This window comes from Mesorhizobium marinum, from assembly GCF_040813675.1.
Lineage (GTDB): Bacteria > Pseudomonadota > Alphaproteobacteria > Rhizobiales > Rhizobiaceae > Mesorhizobium_K > Mesorhizobium_K marinum.
Map to the genome: position 1 here is coordinate 729,791 of NZ_JBFOCI010000001.1, position 18,707 is coordinate 748,497.

The following is an 18,707-nucleotide window of genomic DNA, read 5'->3' on the forward strand; positions in this document are numbered from 1 at the left end:
TACCTCCCTTGTTTGCTGGTCGCCTCAGGCGACCGAGACCTTCACGTTGCCGGGATTGGTGATGATGTCGAAAACGGCGGAACGCTTCTGCGACTGGGCCACAATTGCCGCGATTTCTTCCTTCGGGGCGTCGGCGTCGATGTCGAAGCTGACGCGGATCGCCGAGAAGCCGTTGCGCACATCAGCATCGATGCCGAGTATGCCGGCGATATCCATGTCGCCCTCGACCTTTGCCTTGACGCTGCGCAGCTGGACGCCGCGATGCTGGGCAACCGCCGCAACGCCCGCAGTGAGGCAACTGGCCAGGGCCGACAGCACGAACTCGACCGGCGTCGCGCCATTGTCGGCAGCGGCGAACTGCGGCGGATGGTCGGCTTCCATCGTGAAGGCCTTCGTATGGCTCTGCTCGGCGCCGAGCCCGAAAAAGCCCTGGACGGTCGAGCGGCTATGGGTGCCGTTGATCCAGTCGCATTCGGCGCGCCAGGTGAACTGACCAGCTGCCGGTGTTTCCGTCAGCGCGGCGCGCGCGCCCATCAACGCTTCGGTGTTGACGCCATTCTGGACCGCCTGAATCTTGGTCTGCATGTTCATCGTCTTCTCCTCTGGTTCGGTTGAGAGCATGGACTGCTGGGTCGATTGCCGATGAGGCATCTTCGGCGTGCGTGCCAAGCCGCGGCGCTACCGCCTCCTCGCTTGGTCTCCTCAATGGCGGCGATATTGGTTTTCGTTTGTTTCTGACCGATATCGCCGCTTTTGTGGTTTGTTTCATCGAGGAAACAAAGAAAAACGACACATTCGGTCGCGTGCCGCGCTTGAACCACGCAGCGCCGCTGAGCGGTCGCGTCGGCTTGTGCGCGGCCTGAAGGCAAGGCGGGTGCGTGCGGCAGCGCGGAGGAGGGCGGCTTCCTCGTCGCTACCGACCGGACGCAAAGCCGCGCGAGACCGGTCTTGCCATCCAGCCGGAAAGGGCAACAATGACCCGAAGAACGAGGAGATCGGGCAATGAAGAAGGACTATCAGAAGCCAACGCTGCTGCGCCGTGACAACATTCGCCGGATTACCGCGCAGGAGAACGGCGCAAACGTCTCCGGTCCGGTGGTCAACGACTAGGCTGGCCAAAGCAGGCCATCGGCCCGGCATCGGCGCGAAGTTTCTTGCAATTTTGCTAAAATAGATGAAGCTTGTTTAGCCGGGGCTGGATCGTTCCCGGTGTGGCTCGGGCTGCCCCCCACATCCCGCCCGACGTGGGGACAATACCCGCTCAGCGGCGGCTCGAGCCCCCAGCGATCAGCTGCCGCGCCGTGCCTGATCGCCATGATCTCCATCGCATGCCGCAACAGCGCCAGCCACGCGGGGACGAACGGGCTGAGACAGGCCGCGTTGCAGCGGCAAGTGACGGCATATGGGCTGGAACGTCAGGCCAGAAGCGGAGCGATGGCGTCGACGCCCGGCGAACCGGTCAGCTTGTGAACGATGGCGCCGACCAGCGCACCGAGGAACTTGCCGGATCGCTTGAGAATGCCCCGTTTGCCGGGCGGGCTCGGATCGCTGTTGCGCACTCGCCTCTCGAGGTTGTCGAGTTCCGGGATCAGGTTTGCGGTTCCTCGCTGCCTGGCCATTGCGATCAGGTCGACGGCAAACGCGACCTCCGATCTCCTGGCAAGGTTGATCGAGTCGAAGATTCCGCAGCCCATCGTCCGGTCGATGAAGATGTCCGGTATGTCTCCGAGCGCCGCCAGGAACATGGCCTTGGTGCGGACGCATTTCGTGCAGCGTCCGCAATTGTGGGGCCGGGCAGCGCGGTCGGTGCAGAAGGAAAGCGACCGCAGGGCAATCTCGTCCCCGGATATCAGTTCCAGCTTTTCAGCCCTCGTGACATCGAGATCGCGGGTCTCCATGCGGAAGTCCGTGCTCTCGAAGAACGCGTTGGTGACGCTGTTCGTCCCCCAGGGGAATACCAGGAATTCCTGCGTCCGGCTGTAGTCCGCCGAGATGGAACCGGAGCAGTAGTTCGAACGCATCAGGAAGAGCGTGGCCGCGAGCGCGAAACCATGCGTTACGTCGGACGTCATTCCGAGGTCCCTGTAGACTCGCCGAATGTCGGTTCGTACGGTCATGCGTTTGGTTGCATAGGCTTCCGCGAAGCCGGCTGTCTTGGCGACCAGCGTCTTGAACGCCTCGTCCTCGAAGCCGGATCCATGCATGGTGACAATCGCCTGGCGTTTGCCGGCTCGGTGCCTGCGCATGATGTGGTAGCAGCTGTCGACGCCTCCGGAGTAAAGCACCAAGTCGACGTCGCTCGTAGAGCGCGGCGCGGCCTGATGCTTGAATTCTAGGTCGACCGGCGAGAATCGGGCAGGCAGCCAGGTCGACCAGGTTCGGGAGAGGCTTGTGGCGTTGGCGGCAGCCACGTCATCGCCGAACCCGTCGATGATCAGTCGCCGGTTCAGGCGCATTCCGATGGGAAGAACGGCCCATGCGGCAAATATCGCGTCGTTCTCGATAGACGAGCACGCGTCGGACATCTCGAAGACTATTTCGTGCCCGCCGCCGACGATGCTGATCGCGTCGCCCTTCTTCTCAAGTCTGAAATCAATCATCTTTCTGTTTGGCGCGATCAACTGCATGTACTTAGCCGCTAGGGACCATCCATGCAATCCGGCGTAGGCGCGGATGGCGGGTCAGGCCAATCTGCCGCATGCCAGCGGCGTGGATCGTGCCGAAACGACTACGGGCAATCGCTGTCGCGAACGTAACGCGCCTTGACCCAGCCGCTGGTGACGCTGTCGCCATTGTAGTGCGTCACGGGGCACCATCGGCTGCCCCACGCGACGGAGAGCGGCTTGCAGACGCCGTCGAGGTGGATGATGCCGTGATGACCGGGAACGAGCACGTCGACGATCCGCGACGAGGCCGATGCGTGCCTGCGCATGTTGAGCGCGTCGTTGGAGGCGACGTTGACGACGACGAGGCAGCCGGGGCCGGACGTAGCCATGGCGGGGGCGGACGCCATGACGGAGAGCCCGATGGCAGAGGTTGCCAGAGCCGCACCTGAAACGAGCCTTGCCAGAACGGACTTCATCCTGCTCCTCCCTCGCGAAGGGTTGGTTGCGCCTGTAGCGGGTGTAGCCACCATAGCATGTCGATACGCGGTTTGCCGACTGGGTACGGCGGCGCGGCCCGGCTTTTCTCCTTGGCGGTGTCCGCCGCCGGCGTCGGGCGATGAGGGGATGCCGCGCAGGGCACGCTCAGGCGGACGCGATCGGAAGCGTCCGCCGAGCTTGCTCCGGCGTCTCGTGCGGGCGGGGCCGAAGGCTTGCGGCGTGCTGGAGGCGTGTCGAGGATCGCCCCGCGTCGCGCAACCCTTAGGCTGCGTTCACCGGTCGCCGGCCGAGAGGCCGGATACGCGTTCGTTGAATGTCGAGAAGAACTGGCCTGCCAGCTTCTTGGAGGTCGACACGATCAGCCGGCTGCCGAGTTGCGCGATCTTGCCCCCGACATCGGCGCTGGCCTTGTAGCGCAGGATCGTGGCGTCCGCTCCTTCCTCTTCCAGCATGACGTCCGCCCCGCCCTTGGCAAAGCCGGCGATGCCGCCCTTGCCTTCGCCGGAGATCGTGTAGGAGGTCGGCGGGTTGATGTTGGACAGGGCGACCTCGCCGGCGAAACTCGCCTTGATCGGCCCGATCTTCAGCACGACGGTCGCCTTCATGCGATCGTCCGCTGTCTTCTCGAGCATCTCGCAGCCCGGGATCGACGCCTTCAGCATCTCGGGGTCGTTCAGGCTCGCCCACACGGCGGCGATGGGCGCCGCGATGCGCTCCTCGCCCTCGATGACCAGGGACATTCTAGCTCCTCTCAGTGGATTGGTGGATCGGACGTTCGGTGCCGCCTGCCGGGCGGCCGGCGGCGACCGACGTCAAGCCAGCGGGTGGTGGATGCAGATGTTCTTCGTCTGCTGGTAGGCGGCCAGCGCCTCAAGGCCCTTCTCTCGGCCGTAGCCCGAGAGTTTGTAGCCGCCGAACGGGAACTCGACGTCCAGGCCCACGCCGAAGGCGTTAATCCACACCTGGCCGACGCGCAGCCTGGAACCGATGCCCAGCGCCTTGTCGATGTTGCTGGTGTGGATGCCGGCTACGAGGCCGAACGGCGAGTCGTTGGCGCCGTCGACAGCCTCGTGGACGTCGTCGAACGGGATCACGGTGAGGATCGGGCCGAAGATCTCCTCGCGGGCGATCCTCGCCTGGTTGGTGGCGCCGACCACAAGGCCGGGGCGCACGAAGGCGCCCCTCGCGAGCCCGGGATCGGACGGCAGGTCGGCGCCGAGGAGCAACTCGCCCTCGGACTTGGCCAGTTCGTAGTAGCGCTCGACGTCACCCCTATGCGCGGCGCTGATGAGCGGACCCATGTCGGGGTCGTCGATGCCGGCGCCGAGCTTCATCGCGCTGATGCGCGCGTGCAGCCGCTCGACCACGGTGTCGTGGATGGACCGCTCGACGAACAGGCGGGTGCCAGCGTTGCAGACCTGGCCGCAATGGGTCAGGAAGCCGCCCGCGACGATCGGGAGAGCGCGGTCGAGATCGGCGTCGGCGAGCAGGATCTGCGGCGACTTTCCACCGAGTTCCATGTTGCAGGGCACTGCATGCGACGCCGCCGCCACAAGCACGCGCTCGCCGGTCGGGACCGAGCCGGTGAACGTGATCTGGTCGACGCCGGGGTGACGGGCAAGCAGGTCGCCGGCGAACGAGCCGCGGCCGTTGACCAGGTTGACCAGCCCGTCGGGCAGGCCGGCCTCGCGGCAGATCTTGACGAACTCGTAGGCGGTGACCGGCGTGTCGGCCGCCGGCTTGATGATGACCGCGCAGCCCGCGGCGAGCGCCGGCGCGACGCCGCGCGCTATGAGCTGGAAGGGGTAGTTCCACGGAATGATGTGGAGGCTCACGCCGATCGGTTCCTTGACGGTCCAGTCGGACCAGTCGGGGCCGAGCGGGATCGAGGCGCCGTGCAACTTGTCGGCGGCACCGCCGTAGAACTCGAAGAAGCGGGCAGAGCAGTCCACCTCCCAATAGGAATCGCGCAGGGGCTTGCCGCTGTCCTGGCTCTCCTTGGCCGCGATTTCCTCGCGGCGCTCGAGCATCAGTTCGCCGATGCGGTGCAGGACGCGACCGCGCTCGAAAGGACGCATGCGTCGCCAGGGGCCGTTGTCGAAGGCGTCGCGGGCTGCGGCCACGGCCATATCCACCTCGGCGGCGCCTGCGCGCGCGAACGTAGCGACCAGTGCGCCCGTTGCCGGATCGTGGGTTTCCCCTACGCCGTCGGAGCCTTCGTTCAGGATTTTGTCGCCGGCGACGATCGGAATGTGGGGCGTGGTCATCTGCATCTCCAGAGGATTGAGCGATAATGCAGATGTTGTATGCAAAACAAAAAAGATTGTCTACATGAATTGACAGAATGTTTACACGCTGGTAGCCAGATCGCAGTGAATGCAACGCGAGGCGAAGGCACATGCAGCTTGGTTTGGAACGGAAACGGGCGCTTGTGACCGCAGCGTCCCGCGGGTTGGGGCGCGCCTCCGCGCTTGCTCTGGCCGCGGAGGGCGCGGCCGTGGCCGTTGGTGGCCGCAATCCCGCCGTGATGGCCGATCTGGTGCGCGAACTGCAGGACGCCGGTGCCGCCTCGGCGGTCGCTGTGCGCATGGATCTGACCGAACGCGCGACGCTCAACCCCGCCGTGGAGGAAGCCGTGGCGGCGCTCGGCGGGCTCGATATCTTCGTCGGCAACACCGGCGGCCCGGAGGCGGGGCCTTTCCTCAGCGTTCCGCGGGAAAGCTGGGAGCAGGCCCTGAACGAGAGCCTGCTGCCGCTGGTCGACCTGTCCCACGCCGTGCTGCCGCACATGCAGGCCAACAAGTGGGGCCGCATCATCTTCGTAACCACCGTCGGCGTGAAGATGGTGCAGCCCAACATGGTGCTGTCGGATTCACTGCGGCTGGCTGTCGTAGGCCTCGCCAAGTCGCTGTCGATCGAGTTCGCGCAGGAGGGCATCATGGTCAACTGCCTGTGCCCCGGCCCTTTCGCCACCGACCGAATGGAGTACCTGGTCCAGTCGAGCATGGAGCGCGACGGGCTCGGCCGGACCGAGGCGGAGTCGGTCTGGCTTCAGGAGGTGCCGGTCGGCAAGTTCGGCGATCCGGCAGATTTCGGCGCGATGGTCGCCATGCTGGCGTCGGAGCGCGCCGGCTTCATTACCGGCGCTGCCATTGCGCATGATGGAGGAAAATCCCGTGCTTACTAAGTCCCAGTCCGGCGACGTCGAGACCATGGATGGAGGCGCCGCTATCGTCGCGTGGCTGAAGTCGGTCGGCGTAACGAACGTCTTCTCCGTCTCAGGCGGTCCGATCAACGCCATCTACCGCGCCTGCACCCGGCAGGGGTTGCCGCTGATCCACACGCGCCACGAGGCCGCGGCCTGCTTCATGGCCGAGGCGCAGTCGCGCGTCACCGGCCGGGCGGGCGCGGCTGTGGTCACGCTGGGGCCGGGCGTCACCAACGCCGTCACCCCCGGCCTCGTCGCCATGCTCGCCGGGACGCCGATGATCATCGTCGGCGCGCAGGCGTCGACGAAGTCGGCCGAGCGCGGCGCCGGCATGGCCTACGACGTGCTGCCGATCATGAAGGGCGTCACCAAATGGGCGGCGCGCTGCACCGATCCAGACCGGCTGCAGGAATATCTCGACATGGCCTGGCGCAAAATGTGGGCGGGACGGCCAGGGCCGGTGTTCCTGGAGGTGCCGACCGACATCCTGTCGGCGCCGCTTCGCGCCGCGCCGGCAGGTGTGGCTCCGCCGATGCCGGGCCAGCCCGGCATCCTCGCGGCCGACGCCGAGGCGGCGCGCACGCTGCTCTCCGGCGCCAAGAAGCCGTTGCTGATCCTCGGCGACGAGTTGTTCTGGCATCGCTCCCCCCGCATCCTCGAGGCGGTTGAGAAGCACGGGCTGGCGTTTTCCACCCTGCGGCTTGCGCGTGGCATCGTCGACGAGCGGCACCCGCTGTGGACGGGGCCGGCCTACGCGCCCTGCAACGAGACCCTGCGCGGCGCGCTCAAGGACGCCGACTGCATCGTCCTGCTCGGCCACCATTTCGAGTTCGATCTCGAATTCGGCGATAGCGTGGGTCCGCAGGCCAGGATCATCCAGGTGTGTTCCGACCAGGAACTGCTGCATCGCAACAGGCGCGCCGACATCGACATCGCGGCGTCGCCCTGCGCGTTCATCGACCTGCTGACCGACATGCCGGCGCTCGGCGTCGCGGCGGGTTGGAGCGCTGGCCTGGCCGAGGCGTGGCGGAACGAACACGCGGCCCAGCTTGGCGACGGCGACGCAGCCGGAATGCATCCGATTGCCGCGGTCGACGCGGTCACGGCGGCAGCGCCGGAGAATACGATCTACGTGACTTCGCACGGCAATGTCGATTTCTGGGCGGACGCCAGGCTGCGCATTCCGGCGCCTGGTCGCTACCTGCGCGCCGGCCAGTCGGGCGCGCTGGGAGCCGAGGTCCCATATGGCGCCGGCGCCAGTTTTGCGGATCCGGAGGCGCCTGTGATCGTGTTCGTCGGCGATGGCGGCATCGGCTTCCACGTGTCCGAACTGGATACTGCGGAACGCTACGGCCGCGCCTTCATCGTGGTGGTGCTGGACGACGAGTGCTGGGGCGCGATCGCGCTGCCGCAGCAGATGAGCTTCGGCGAAACCTACGAGATGGGCCTGCCGCGTCGTGACTGGGGCAAAGTCGCCGAGGGGCTGGGCGGACGCGGCTACTTCGCGCGCGACGCGCAGGCGCTGGAGGAGGCCGTAGACGACGCCATCGCCAGCGGCAAGCCGGCCATCATCCAGGTGCCGGTGCGCAGTGTCATTAGCCCCTACATGACCTACATTTCCTGAAGAAGCAGAGGCTCCGCGACATGAATATCTGGAAGAACGGGGCGGCGACCGGCGTGACGCCTCCGAACCACTTCGGCGGCCTGACCGTCCTCGACGTAGTGCCCTTCAAGGGCAGGAACTTCGCAATCCAGGTCTCCAAGGCGCCGAAGGGCGGCGGTGGAGAACTGCACCACCACGACGACTGGTCGCAAACCTTCTATCTGGTGCGCGGCGAACTGACCTTCGATACGGGCAAGGAGCGTTTCACGCTGAAGGCCGGCGAGGCGGTCCTGTTCGAGCCGGGCGATCCCCACTACACGATCAACGAGGGCGACGCGGAAAGCGAGTACCTAGTGATCACGGTGCAGCACTAGGAATGTCCGCCGGCGCTCATAGGCGCTTGCATCACGCAGGGTGAGAATGCATCTAACGGCATGAGGAGAATCCAGGAGAAGACGGTGAGCCAGGTCATCGAAGAAGGCAAGGAAGCCAAGCCGTCCGCCGACAATCTTATCCAGCTTCTCGAGGACGACATCCTCAATGCCGTCCTCCGCCCGGGCGAGCGCCTCGACGAGCAGTCGCTGGCGCGCCGCTTCGAGGTCTCGCGCACCCCGATCCGGGAGGCGCTGCGCCATCTCGCCTCGAGCGGTCTCGTCGAGATCAAGAAGAACCAGGGCGCGACGGTCCGGCGGCTTACCACCGGCGAACTGATCGAGATGTTCCAGGTGATGGCCGAGTATGAAGGCCTGTCGGCCAGGCTTTCGGCGCGCCGCATGAACAAGGACGACGTGGCCGAGATGCGCAAGCGTCACGAGGAGTGCGCGTTGATGGCCGAGGGCGAGGACTACGGCGGCTTCTACCAGGCCAACAACGTCTTCCACGACACCATCTTCCGCGGTTCGCGCAACGTCTATCTGCAGGTGGAGAGCCGCAAGCTGCGCAACCGGCTGAATGTATACCGACGCCACATAACGACGCCGCGCAGCATGGCGAAGTCGACCTACGAGCACGGCCGCATCGTCGAGGCGATCGCGGGCGGCGATGCAGTGCTGGCGCATGATCTCATGCGCGAGCATGTCGACCTGCTGGCCGGCGCCGCCGCCGACGTCCTGCTGGCGCTGGAAGTCGAAGGCATCGAATAGCGGCACCTTTCGGGCGTGCCACCGTGTCGTGCGTGCGTCATGCTGGCCAGGACGTGCGCAGTTCTTCCAGGATGGTCCGGACGTTGGTGAAGGCAGGCGGTTTCCCGCCTGCTCTTTTGTCGGGGTCAGGCCTCGGCGCGCTCGCGAATGTGGCGCGACAGCGCCCATAGAGCATTGGCGTTGAGCGGCGTGCTTTCGACGCCGACCTGCAGGGCGCTGGCGACTGCGTTTGCGATCGCGGCTGCGGGGCCGATCGCCCCGCCTTCGCCCAGTCCCTTTGCGCCGAGCGGCGTCAGCGGGGTAGGCGTCTCGATGTGGTGCACCTCGATGTCCGGTATCTCCGGCGCGAGCGGCATCAGATAGTCGGCGAAGTTGGTCGTGAGGGGCTGGCATTCCGCATCGTAGATGAAGTGCTCGAACATCGCCGAGCCGATGCCCTGCACGACGCCGCCGCGCACCTGCCCGTCGACGACGAGCGGGTTGAGGATGGTGCCGCAGTCCTCGACCACCACGAAACGCAGCAGCTTCATCTTGCCGGTCTGGACGTCGATCTCGACGACGGCCGCATGCACGGCGTTGGAGTAGGTGCCGTCGCGCGGCCCGTCGACGCTCGCATGCGCCTCCAGCCCGGGGGTCATGCCGTCCGGAAGCCTATCGACGTTGCGCAGTGCGGCGCGCGCCAGCTTTCGGATCTCGATCCGGTTGCCGGGGTTGCCGCGCACGGAGGCCACGCCGTCCGCGAGCTCGATCTGGTCGGGCTTCGCCTGCAACAGGTGGGCGGCGATGGCGCGCAGCTTGTCGGCCAGCCTTGTCGCCGCGACATGCACCGCGCCGCCGCCCAGCGGACCGCCGCGGCTGCCCCAGGTGCCGACCGAATAGGGGGTTGTCAGCGTGTCGCCGTGGCGCACGTATACGTTCTCCGGTCGGATGCCGAGCGCGTCGGCGGCCACTTGCGCCATCGTCGTTTCCAGCCCCTGGCCGTGGTTCTGCAGGCCGAGATCGACTGTGGCTTCGCCGTCCGGCGACATGTCCACCCTCGCGGCGATGTAGCCGGTCTCGATCGGCACCCGGCGGCGGGTGAAGTCCGGCGTTCCGTGCGCAGTCTGCTCGATGAAGCAGGCCAGGCCGACGCCGATGCGCGTCGTGTCCGATCCGCGCGACGCCTCAGCCGCGGCGATATCCTTTGCCAACAGCGTCTGCATCTGCTCGAGCGACTGCGCGTAGGAGCCTTCGTCGTAGGTGAAGCCGAGCACGTTCTTGTAGGGGAACTGCCGGACGACGTTCTTCAGCCGCAGTTCGATCGGGTCCATGCCGAGTTCGACGGCGATGTCGTCCATCAGCCGCTCCTGCGAGAACACGGCGGACGGCCGGGCGACACCGCGATAGGTGCCGATCGGGCACTTGTTGGTCGCAACCGCCCTGAAAGTCGCCTCGTAGGCTTTGAGGTCGTAGGGCCCGGGCAGAACCTTGCCGACCATGCCGGGTTCGCCGGCGGAAGTGAACGGATAGGTCGAGTAGGCGCCGTTGTCGACCGTGATGTCCGCCTTCAGGCCGAGAACCCGGCCGTCGGCTGCGACGTAGGCTTCGAGCGTGTGCTCGTGGTCGCGGGCGTGGATCGAGGCGATCAAATGCTCTCGCCGGTCCTCGATCCACTTGACCGGCCGTCCGGTTTTCATGGCGAGCCAGGCGACCAGGACCTCGTCGCCATAGACCTGACCCTTGACGCCGAAGCCGCCACCGACATCGGGCGCCACGACCCTGATGCGCGATTCCGGGAGGTTCAGTTCCTCGGAGATGTAGGTGCGCACGAGATGCGGCATCTGGGTGGACGACCACACGGTCAGCACGCGGTCGCCCGGATTGTAGTGCGCGACGACGCCGCGGCATTCCATGGGCACGCCGGCCTGGCGCTGGGTGCGATAGGTACGTTTGACGACATGCGCGGCCTGCGCCCTTGCGGCCTCGAGGTCGCCTCCCTTCATCTGGCGCTGCACGATGACGTTGCCGGTCCACCCGTCGAACAGCGGAGGCAGCGCCGGATCGCGTGCCTGCTGCATCGTGCCGACCACCGGCAGCGGATCGTATTCCACAAGGACGTGCTCGGCCGCGTCCTCCGCCCGGTAGGCGTCTTCGGCCAGCACGACGGCGACCGGTTCGCCGACGAAGCGCACCCGGCCCTCGGCCAGCAATGGCTGCTCGGAGTACTGCATCTCCGGGTAGTCCTGGTGCGCCTTCATGGAGAGGCCGGCGGTATCCTCGCCGGTGAACATCCAGGTCGCGTAGCCCAGGTCGCCGAGCGCGGACGAATCGACGCCGACGATGCGCGCATGCGCGATGTCGGCGCGCACGAAGGTGGCGTGCAGCATGTCGGGCAGGCGGATGTCGTCGATGTAGCGCGCCAGGCCCGAAAGCAGGCGGATGTCCTCGAACCGCTGTATGCGCGCGCCGATGTGCCTTGGCTGTTCGGCTTTCATGTCATGCGTCCTTTCCAAGTCCGGCGCCGATCGCCTTGCGCACCGCGGCCACGATGCCGTGATAGCCGGTGCAGCGGCAGATGTTGCCGCTCATCGCTTCCCTGATCTCGCCGTCGTCGGGCATGCGCCGCTGCGCCACCATATCGTCGACGAACGGCGCCAGCGTCATGATGAAGCCCGGCGTGCAGTAGCCGCATTGCAGGCCGTGCTCGCTTCTGAAGGCCAGTTGCAGCGGGTGCTCCGCCAAGGCGCCACCCATGGCCTCCACAGTCGTGATCGTGGCGCCGTCGCACTGCACGGCGAAGGTGAGGCAGGAGAGGCGCGGCGTGCCGTCCAGATGAACCGTGCAGCAGCCGCACGCGCCGTGGGCGCAGCCGATATGCACGCCGGAAAGACCGAACTCCTGCCGGAGCATATCGGCCAACAGGCGGCGCGGCTCGGCATCGACGGTCTTGTCGATGCCGTTCACGGTGAGGGTGATTTCGGTCATGACTTCTCCAGCGCTCTGGTACAGGCGGCGACGATGGCGCGCTGCGTGAGTTGCGCGATCAGGGCGCGGCGGTATTCCGCCGATGCGATGTGATCGTTGGCGGGGTCGATGGAGGCGGCGAAGCTGCTGCCTGCCTCGGCGGCCGGCGGTGCGGCGAGCGGCTGACCGGCCAGCAAGGCCTCGACCTCCGGAGCGCGGATGGGCACGAGATCGGCGCCGCTGCACACCATTGCTGCGCGCACGACGGATACGCCGTCATGCTCAATGGAAATGCCGACGGAGGCGGTGGCGAAGTCGCCGCTGCGCTCGCCGAGCTCGATGAAGCTGCCGGCCGAGTTCTGAGGGGGCAGGGGAAATTCGAGCGCGACCACCATTTCGCCGGGTTCAAGCGCCGTCACATAGGCGCTGAGGAAGAACTCCGCGGCCGGAATGCGGCGCTCTTCGGAGGCGGAGCGCGCGACGATCTCGGCGTCGTAGAGAACGGCGACGGCCGGGAGCTCCGCAGTCGGATCGGCATGCGAGATGCTACCGCCGGTCGAGCCGTTGCGGCGGATCGTGGGATGGCCGATGTAGTGCACGGCGTCGAGGATGGCGGGAAAGTGCTCGGCGATCAGCGGATGGCCGAAATAGTCCTCGTGCCGCGTCAGGGCGCCGATACGCAGCGTCGGACCATCAGCCTCGATGCCCGCCAGCGGCAGCTTGTCGATGTCGACGAGGTGCGCCGGCCGCGCCAGCCGGAAATTCATCATCGGCACCAGGCTCTGTCCGCCGGCGATCGGCCTGCCGTCATCGCCGAACTCGGCGAGGAGTTCCAGGGCATGCTCGAGCGACCTGGCCCGATGATACTCAAAAGATGCTGGCCTCATGGTCTCCTCTTAACAACCAACGAGAATCCTGACCGGTATGGGTCGGTCTCGTCACTACGGGGGCCGTGCCACGACAGCAAGCTAGTAGACCGACGCTTTGTATGCAATGGAAAAAAAATTGTAGACAAAGATGAACGTGTCGCATTAAGTTCCAAAATGTCGGCGGACGACCGCTGGCATTGAGGAGTGTTAGCGCAGCCGCACCACGCGGCTGTGATGGGAGGATGGTTGAATGCGAGCTTTTGCAAGAAGCTGGGGTCTGGCCCTTGGAATTGTCCTGGCTGGCGGTGTCGCCCAGGCGCAGGATGCAGTGACCCTGAAGATGGTCGGCGCATGGGCGCCCGGCTTTTCGCCAACGGCTGAAGTCGGCAAGAACTTCATGGAGAACGTGAACCGCCTAGGCGAGGGCAAGGTCACGATCAATTTCATCGGCGCGGACGACGTGCTGCCGCCCTTCGACCAGCCGGAGGCATTGGTCAATGGCGTGTTCGACGTCTGGTATGGCGCTCCCAACTACTGGGCGGGCGTGGTGCCCGGCGGCGACATAACCGAGCTTTCGCCGCTGACCGTCCCGGACGGCGGTCCCGGCACCGCGCTCTATGACTACATGACGAAGATCTACGCGGCCAAGGGCGTTCGCTATATCGGCCACGCGGCCGGCGACCCCGGCGAGGGCGCGCACTACATCTCGACCAACTTCCCGGTCAAGTCGATCGACGACCTGAAGGGCAAGAAGCTGCGCGTCGCGCCGCTGACCCGCCACTTCGTCCAGGCGGTCGGCGCCGAGTCGGTCACGCTTCCGCCGTCCGAGATATTCCTGGCGATGGACCGCGGCACCGTTGAGGGTTTCAGCTGGCCCGTGGCGGACGCCTTCACGCGCTACAACTGGCAGACCGTCACCAAGTACATGGTCAATCAGCCGATGTACCGCAGCGGCGGCAGCGTCGCCATGAACCTCGACAAGTGGGACAGCCTGTCGCCCGAGGTACAGGATATCCTGCTCAAGGCGATCGCCGAAACGCAGACCTTCGCGCTCGAATGGTTCGATAAGAACCAGAAGGAGCAGGAAGCCATCATGGTCAAGGACGGCATGGAAATCCTGCCGATCGCGCCCGAGGAATCGAAGCGCTGGACCGAAGTCGCGAACGACGCGCTTTGGGCCTACTACGAGGGAATTCTCGGAGCCGAGGGCGTCGCCGAGGTGAAGGCGCTGTTCGCGGCCAAATAGGCTGGCGGCCTGGTGCGTCATGCTGGCGCCTCTTTCGAAGCGAAAGGGGGGCGGCGCTGCCTAATACTCGCGCGCCGCCGCCAGAGCCATCCGCCGGTGGCGCGCCAGAACCGGGCAAGGCGCAACCGTCGCCACCCGCGGCCTCGGCAGACGCAGCAACAAGACAACTGGGGCATCCTCATGGGCCGACTCGAGCGCGCATTCGATTTCGTACTCAACCTTTTCGCCGCGATCGCCGCCACGCTGCTGGTCGCCATGATGCTTGCGACCGTGATCAAGGTCGCGATGCGGGCGCTGTTCAATCACGGCATACTCGGCATCGACCAAATCAGCGGCACCATGATGGTCTACGTCACGTTCCTCGGGGCGGCGTGGGTGCTTCGCCGCGATGGCCACGTCACCGTGGACATCGTGGTCGCCAGCCTGCGTCCGAAGGCGCAGCGGATCGTCATGGTCCTGAGTTCACTCGTCGGGGCTGCCGTCTGCCTGACCCTCGCCTGGTTCGGCACCAAGGCGGTCATGCTGTCTTTGCAGCGCGGCATCGTCGTCGCCGCCGAGATCGAGATCCCCCGCGCCGTCAACCTCGCCGTCATTCCGCTCGGCTGCCTGCTGCTGGGCATTGAGTTCGTGCGCCGGGCCGTGCGTTTCCATCGCGGCCAGATGTCGCTTTCCGAAACACCCCGCTCGGAGGCCTGAGACCCATGGACTGGTGGCTTTTCCTTCTTCTTTTCTTCCTCGGCCTGGGCGTACTGATGATGATCGGCGTGCCGGTCGCCATCGCCTTCCTGCTCGTCAACCTCGCGGGGGTTTACTATCTCTGGGGCGGCGTCTCCGGCTTCAACCAGCTGATCCTGAGCATCGACAGCTCGATCTCGACGTTCGTGCTGGTGCCCGTGCCTATGTTCATCCTGATGGGCTCGATCATGTTCCATTCGGGCATCGCGCAGCGGATGATCGAGGTGCTCGACCAGTGGCTCGGCTTCGTCGCCGGACGCCTTGCAGTGCTGGCGATCGGCGCCGGTGCGCTGCTCGGCACGCTGACGGGCATGGCGATGGGCTCCGTCGCGATGCTCGGGTCGACGCTGACGCCCGAGATGGAGCGGCGCGGCTATGCCAAGTCCATGTCGATCGGACCGATCCTCGCGAGCGGCGGCCTGGCCATCCTGATCCCGCCCTCCACGCTTGCCATCATACTGGCGAGCCTCGGGGGATTCTCGGTCGCGAAGATCCTGATCGGCATCATCGTGCCGGGCATCCTGCTGGCGATCATGTGCATAGGCTACATCGTCGTCCGCGCCATGCTGCGGCCCGAGGAGGCTCCGGCCTACGAGGCGCCACGCATTCCGCTGGCCCAGCGGCTGAGCGACGCGGCGATCTACCTCGTTCCGCCGATCTGCGTGGTGGTGATGATCATCGGCCTGATTTTCTTCGGGACGGCGACGCCGACCGAGGCGGCCGCGCTCGGCACGTTCCTGACGTTCGTGCTGGCGATCCTCTACCGCAAGCTCAACTGGCAGGTGCTGGTCAAAGGTGTCGGCTCAGCCACCCAGCTGTCGGTCATGATCCTGATCATCCTCACAGGGTCGGCCGCCTTCAGCCAACTGCTGTCCTTCTCGGGCGCCACCGCTGCGATCACGGGCCTCGCCAGCGAACTGCCGGTGCCGCCTCTCCTGTTGCTCGTGCTGATGCAGGTCATCATCGTCTTTCTCGGCATGTTCATCGAGCAGACCTCCATCGTGCTGGTGACGATCCCGATCTTCCTGCCGATCGTTCACCAGATGGGCTGGGACCCGATCTGGTTCGGCATCATCATGATGGTGAACCTGGAAATGGCGACCATCACCCCGCCGTTCGGTCTCTCGCTGTTCGTCATGAAGGGCATCGCGACGCGCGGGACGGCCATGATCGACATCTACCGGGCGGCCATTCCGTTCATACTCATCAACATCCTGCTGATGGCAATCATGATCGCCGTGCCAGACCTGGTGCTGTGGCTGCCGAGCAAAATGAACTGACGCCGCCGCCGCGCGCCGTCCTCGCGAAACCACAGGAGTTCGAACAATGACTGACAGACGGCAGGCCGTCCTCGACACGATCGACCGCAACCGGGACAAGGCGGTAGAGTTTCTCCGGAAGATGGTGTCGATCCCGAGCGTCACCGGCGACGAGGCCGCGATCCAGGCCTTTGTTGCGGGCTACATGGCGACGATCGGCCTCGACGTCGATATGTGGGAGACGGATTGGGAGGAGCTGAAGAAGCATCCGGGCTACCGGCCGGTTGACCGAGGCTATGAAGGCCGCCCGAACATCGTCGCCACCCGCAAGGGAACGGGCGGCGGCCGTTCGCTGCTGCTCAACGGCCATACCGACGTGATCCCCGTCGGCAACTGCGAGGGCTGGAGCGACAACCCGTGGTCCGCGGCGATCAAGGACGGCCGCATCTACGGGCGAGGCTCCTGCGACATGAAAAGTGGCGTGGCCGCCCATATCCTGGCGGTCGAGTTCCTGAAGGAGGCGGGCATCGAGCTCAAGGGCGACGTCTACATCAACGTCGTCATCGACGAGGAGGTCAGCGGGCACGGCACGCTGGACACGGTCATCCGGGGCTACAAGGCCGACGCCGGCATTTCGGGCGAGACCAGCGACCTCGCGGTGCAGCCCGCCTGCATCGGCCGGATCTGGTTCCAGATCGACGTCCAGGGCAAGCCGGCAGGCATCCAGCAGCGCTATCTTGGCATCAGCGCCATCGACCTTGGCAACAAGATCGTCCAGGCCGTTCAGGAACTGGAGGACCACCGCGTCGCCACTGTCTGGCATCCGCTCTACCCGAATGCGCTGGATTCGCTTCCCTGCATCATCGGCAGCTTCCAGGCCGGCAACTACCCGAGCGCCTTCCCGGCCAGCGCCGTCCTCAAGGGCAGCATCGGAACCGTACCGGGCGAGGACCACGAGGGCGTCAAGCAGAGCCTGGTCGACAAGATCGCGGAGGTGGCGGCCGAGGACGAATGGATGCGAGACCATCCGCCGGTGGTGCGCTTCGTCGGCTACGATGCCGAGGCGTCGGAAATCCCGCGCGACCACGCGATCGTCGAACTGCTGGCCGACACCTACCGTTCGGTGACAGGCAAGGAGCCCGTCATCAGCGGGCGCCAGGGCGCCGCCGACACGCGCTTCCTGAACCAATACGGCGAGACGCCGACCGTGATCTTCGGGCCCGGTTCGACCGCGGTCATGCACGCCAACGACGAGTATGTCTCGATCGACGACTACATGACGGCGATCAAGGTCATGGCGCTATGCATCCTGGAGTGGTGCGGCTCCGACGACTGAGTCCGGTTCGTTTCGGGCGCAGCGCGGGGCCGGCACGGCCCCGCGTCGGGCTTCGGGGCGGCCCGGCAGCGTCGCAGGCGCACCGTGCGCGACTAACGGGCGCGTCCTGGGCGGCCCGCCTTTGCCGGGCTGTTCCTGGCCGTGCTCGGCTGATGCAGGAGGCCGCCGGGCAGGAATGCCTCCCGCATGTAGTCCGCGAAGGTCTTCACCGCCGGACGCATGGTCTGGCGCCGAAGCCGCAAACTCATGACATGGACAGGCGGCAACGCCTCTCGGATCGGCAGCACGGCGATCTTGGAGCCGTCGTAGCCGACCGTGGTGCCGGGCACCGCGTTGTGGATCGTGAAGCCGTGGCCATGCCCAACAAGCCCGCGGATCAGTTCGTAGGAGCGCGAGCGATAGACGACGCGCGGCTCGATCTTGCAGGTCAGGAAAAGGTTGAAGAAGTATTCGCGCGAATGCGGCAGGTCGAGCAGGATGAACGGCTCGTTCGCCAGCTCGCGCAGGCTGACGCTGTCGCGGCCAGCGAGCGGGTGGTCGCCCGCCACCAGCACATAGGGCGGCAGTTCGGTCAGGCGCTCTCCCATCACCTCGTCGGGGAGCGCGTAGGCATACGACAGCGCCAGTTCGAGCCGGCCCGAAAGCAGGCCTTCGACGATGTCCTGCTGATTGCCTTCCTCAAGATTTACCGTGATGCCCGGCACGCTCTGCGAGAAGCCGCTGAGAAGGGCCGGCATGAAGCGGGTCGCGAGGGTCATGAAACTGCCGACGGCGATCTCACCGGTTGCGCCCTCGCCGAGCGACTGCATCGAGCGCTGGAAGTCGCGCGCGTGGCTGAGCAAGAGCCGCGCCTCGTTGACGACGCGTCGTCCGGCGACGGTCAGCGTCATGCCGCGGGCATGATGCCGGACAAACATCTGTGCGCCGAGGTCGGCCTCGGCATGCGCGATCGCGGCGGAGATCGTCGGCTGCGACACGTTGAGTGTACGGGCCGCGTCGGTGACGCTGCCGAGTTCCGCCGTGGCCACGATGTAGCCGAGATTGCGCAGGGACAGGTGCATAGCGAAAACCTATCTTGTTGGCCTATTAAATGTATTATCTTTGGTCGTTCATGCGTGTTCAAGTCGTCGTCGAAACGTCGCGACAAGCCCAACTGCCCGCAGAGGCAGACACAACAGACGGCTGAGCGACGGCTTAGTTCGCACCGCACCAAGGGAACGGGGCGGCGAATTGGAGGCCAGAACGTCCATCGAGGTTTTTCG

Annotated in this window: 18 protein-coding genes; 9 read left to right on the forward strand and 9 right to left on the reverse strand. The window is 65.8% G+C overall.

Annotated elements, in window-relative coordinates; genetic code table 11:
- Positions 1-24: 24 nt before the first annotated feature.
- Positions 25-591, reverse strand: a complete 567-nt coding sequence (locus tag ABUE31_RS03420; protein ID WP_367722083.1) for an OsmC family protein — start codon at positions 589-591, stop codon at positions 25-27.
- Positions 592-662: 71 nt separating this feature from the next.
- On the opposite strand from ABUE31_RS03420, the gene ABUE31_RS03425 reads away from it, so the two are divergent.
- Positions 663-863 (forward strand): hypothetical protein, encoded by a 201-nt coding sequence (locus ABUE31_RS03425; protein ID WP_367722084.1) that lies wholly within the window; start codon positions 663-665, stop codon positions 861-863.
- Between the two features lie 552 nt (positions 864-1,415).
- Here ABUE31_RS03425 and ABUE31_RS03430 read toward each other — a convergent pair.
- The 4 genes from ABUE31_RS03430 to ABUE31_RS03445 form a co-directional block, all read right to left on the reverse strand.
- The gene (locus ABUE31_RS03430; RefSeq protein ID WP_367722085.1) at positions 1,416-2,600 is read right to left on the reverse strand and encodes a hypothetical protein; all 1,185 of its coding nucleotides are present in this window, start codon (positions 2,598-2,600) and stop codon (positions 1,416-1,418) included.
- 128 nt (positions 2,601-2,728) lie between these two features.
- Complete coding sequence (locus tag ABUE31_RS03435; protein ID WP_367722086.1) at positions 2,729-3,082, reverse strand: SH3 domain-containing protein; 354 nt, start codon at positions 3,080-3,082, stop codon at positions 2,729-2,731.
- A 294-nt stretch (positions 3,083-3,376) separates the two neighbouring features.
- Positions 3,377-3,844: an SRPBCC family protein gene (locus ABUE31_RS03440; protein WP_367722087.1), complete on the reverse strand. Its 468-nt coding sequence runs from the start codon at positions 3,842-3,844 to the stop codon at positions 3,377-3,379.
- Positions 3,845-3,916: 72 nt separating this feature from the next.
- Complete coding sequence (locus ABUE31_RS03445; protein ID WP_367722088.1) at positions 3,917-5,371, reverse strand: aldehyde dehydrogenase family protein; 1,455 nt, start codon at positions 5,369-5,371, stop codon at positions 3,917-3,919.
- Positions 5,372-5,535: 164 nt separating this feature from the next.
- Between ABUE31_RS03445 and ABUE31_RS03450 the strand changes: the two genes are divergently transcribed.
- From ABUE31_RS03450 to ABUE31_RS03465, 4 genes are all read left to right on the forward strand, one after another.
- Positions 5,536-6,291, forward strand: coding sequence for an SDR family oxidoreductase (locus ABUE31_RS03450; protein WP_367722089.1), 756 nt, complete (start codon positions 5,536-5,538; stop codon positions 6,289-6,291).
- Positions 6,281-7,936: a thiamine pyrophosphate-binding protein gene (locus ABUE31_RS03455; RefSeq protein WP_367722090.1), complete on the forward strand. Its 1,656-nt coding sequence runs from the start codon at positions 6,281-6,283 to the stop codon at positions 7,934-7,936. The genes ABUE31_RS03450 and ABUE31_RS03455 overlap by 11 nt, the downstream gene beginning before the upstream one ends.
- A 20-nt stretch (positions 7,937-7,956) precedes the next feature.
- On the forward strand, positions 7,957-8,289 hold the full coding sequence (locus tag ABUE31_RS03460; protein WP_367722091.1) for a cupin domain-containing protein: 333 nt from the start codon (positions 7,957-7,959) through the stop codon (positions 8,287-8,289).
- An 84-nt stretch (positions 8,290-8,373) separates the two neighbouring features.
- Positions 8,374-9,057, forward strand: coding sequence for a GntR family transcriptional regulator (locus ABUE31_RS03465; protein WP_367722092.1), 684 nt, complete (start codon positions 8,374-8,376; stop codon positions 9,055-9,057).
- Positions 9,058-9,182: 125 nt separating this feature from the next.
- Here ABUE31_RS03465 and ABUE31_RS03470 read toward each other — a convergent pair whose 3' ends face one another.
- Genes ABUE31_RS03470 through ABUE31_RS03480 form a run of 3 tightly spaced genes read right to left on the reverse strand, consistent with a single transcriptional unit; the run spans position 9,183 to position 12,887 of the window.
- On the reverse strand, positions 9,183-11,531 hold the full coding sequence (locus ABUE31_RS03470) for a xanthine dehydrogenase family protein molybdopterin-binding subunit (protein ID WP_367722093.1): 2,349 nt from the start codon (positions 11,529-11,531) through the stop codon (positions 9,183-9,185).
- Position 11,532: 1 nt separating this feature from the next.
- Positions 11,533-12,021, reverse strand: a complete 489-nt coding sequence (locus ABUE31_RS03475) for a (2Fe-2S)-binding protein (protein WP_367722094.1) — start codon at positions 12,019-12,021, stop codon at positions 11,533-11,535.
- Positions 12,018-12,887 carry an FAD binding domain-containing protein gene (locus ABUE31_RS03480; RefSeq protein ID WP_367722095.1) on the reverse strand — a complete coding sequence of 290 codons (870 nt, stop codon included), beginning with the start codon at positions 12,885-12,887 and terminating at the stop codon, positions 12,018-12,020. Before ABUE31_RS03480 ends, ABUE31_RS03475 begins: the two co-directional genes overlap by 4 nt.
- Positions 12,888-13,119: 232 nt before the next feature.
- Between ABUE31_RS03480 and ABUE31_RS03485 the strand changes: the two genes are divergently transcribed.
- The 4 genes from ABUE31_RS03485 (at position 13,120) to ABUE31_RS03500 (ending at position 17,445) form a co-directional block, all read left to right on the forward strand.
- Positions 13,120-14,115 (forward strand): TRAP transporter substrate-binding protein, encoded by a 996-nt coding sequence (locus tag ABUE31_RS03485; protein ID WP_367722096.1) that lies wholly within the window; start codon positions 13,120-13,122, stop codon positions 14,113-14,115.
- 96 nt (positions 14,116-14,211) lie between these two features.
- The gene (locus ABUE31_RS03490; RefSeq protein WP_367722097.1) at positions 14,212-14,811 is read left to right on the forward strand and encodes a TRAP transporter small permease; all 600 of its coding nucleotides are present in this window, start codon (positions 14,212-14,214) and stop codon (positions 14,809-14,811) included.
- Positions 14,812-14,816: 5 nt separating this feature from the next.
- Positions 14,817-16,130, forward strand: coding sequence for a TRAP transporter large permease (locus tag ABUE31_RS03495; RefSeq protein ID WP_367722098.1), 1,314 nt, complete (start codon positions 14,817-14,819; stop codon positions 16,128-16,130).
- A 46-nt stretch (positions 16,131-16,176) separates the two neighbouring features.
- On the forward strand, positions 16,177-17,445 hold the full coding sequence (locus ABUE31_RS03500; protein ID WP_367722099.1) for an ArgE/DapE family deacylase: 1,269 nt from the start codon (positions 16,177-16,179) through the stop codon (positions 17,443-17,445).
- Positions 17,446-17,537: 92 nt separating this feature from the next.
- Here the strand turns inward: ABUE31_RS03500 and ABUE31_RS03505 are convergent, their stop codons facing one another.
- Positions 17,538-18,506, reverse strand: a complete 969-nt coding sequence (locus tag ABUE31_RS03505; RefSeq protein WP_367722100.1) for a LysR family transcriptional regulator — start codon at positions 18,504-18,506, stop codon at positions 17,538-17,540.
- Positions 18,507-18,707 lie beyond the last annotated feature (201 nt).

Coding starts and splice junctions, on each gene's coding strand:
- ABUE31_RS03420 (WP_367722083.1), bottom strand. CDS start 591: ATGAACATGCAGACCAAGATTCAGGCGGTCCAGAATGGCGTCAACACC.
- ABUE31_RS03430 (WP_367722085.1), bottom strand. CDS start 2,600: ATGATTGATTTCAGACTTGAGAAGAAGGGCGACGCGATCAGCATCGTC.
- ABUE31_RS03435 (WP_367722086.1), bottom strand. CDS start 3,082: ATGAAGTCCGTTCTGGCAAGGCTCGTTTCAGGTGCGGCTCTGGCAACC.
- ABUE31_RS03440 (WP_367722087.1), bottom strand. CDS start 3,844: ATGTCCCTGGTCATCGAGGGCGAGGAGCGCATCGCGGCGCCCATCGCC.
- ABUE31_RS03445 (WP_367722088.1), bottom strand. CDS start 5,371: ATGACCACGCCCCACATTCCGATCGTCGCCGGCGACAAAATCCTGAAC.
- ABUE31_RS03460 (WP_367722091.1), top strand. CDS start 7,957: ATGAATATCTGGAAGAACGGGGCGGCGACCGGCGTGACGCCTCCGAAC.
- ABUE31_RS03470 (WP_367722093.1), bottom strand. CDS start 11,531: ATGAAAGCCGAACAGCCAAGGCACATCGGCGCGCGCATACAGCGGTTC.
- ABUE31_RS03475 (WP_367722094.1), bottom strand. CDS start 12,021: ATGACCGAAATCACCCTCACCGTGAACGGCATCGACAAGACCGTCGAT.
- ABUE31_RS03480 (WP_367722095.1), bottom strand. CDS start 12,887: ATGAGGCCAGCATCTTTTGAGTATCATCGGGCCAGGTCGCTCGAGCAT.
- ABUE31_RS03485 (WP_367722096.1), top strand. CDS start 13,120: ATGCGAGCTTTTGCAAGAAGCTGGGGTCTGGCCCTTGGAATTGTCCTG.
- ABUE31_RS03495 (WP_367722098.1), top strand. CDS start 14,817: ATGGACTGGTGGCTTTTCCTTCTTCTTTTCTTCCTCGGCCTGGGCGTA.
- ABUE31_RS03500 (WP_367722099.1), top strand. CDS start 16,177: ATGACTGACAGACGGCAGGCCGTCCTCGACACGATCGACCGCAACCGG.
- ABUE31_RS03505 (WP_367722100.1), bottom strand. CDS start 18,506: ATGCACCTGTCCCTGCGCAATCTCGGCTACATCGTGGCCACGGCGGAA.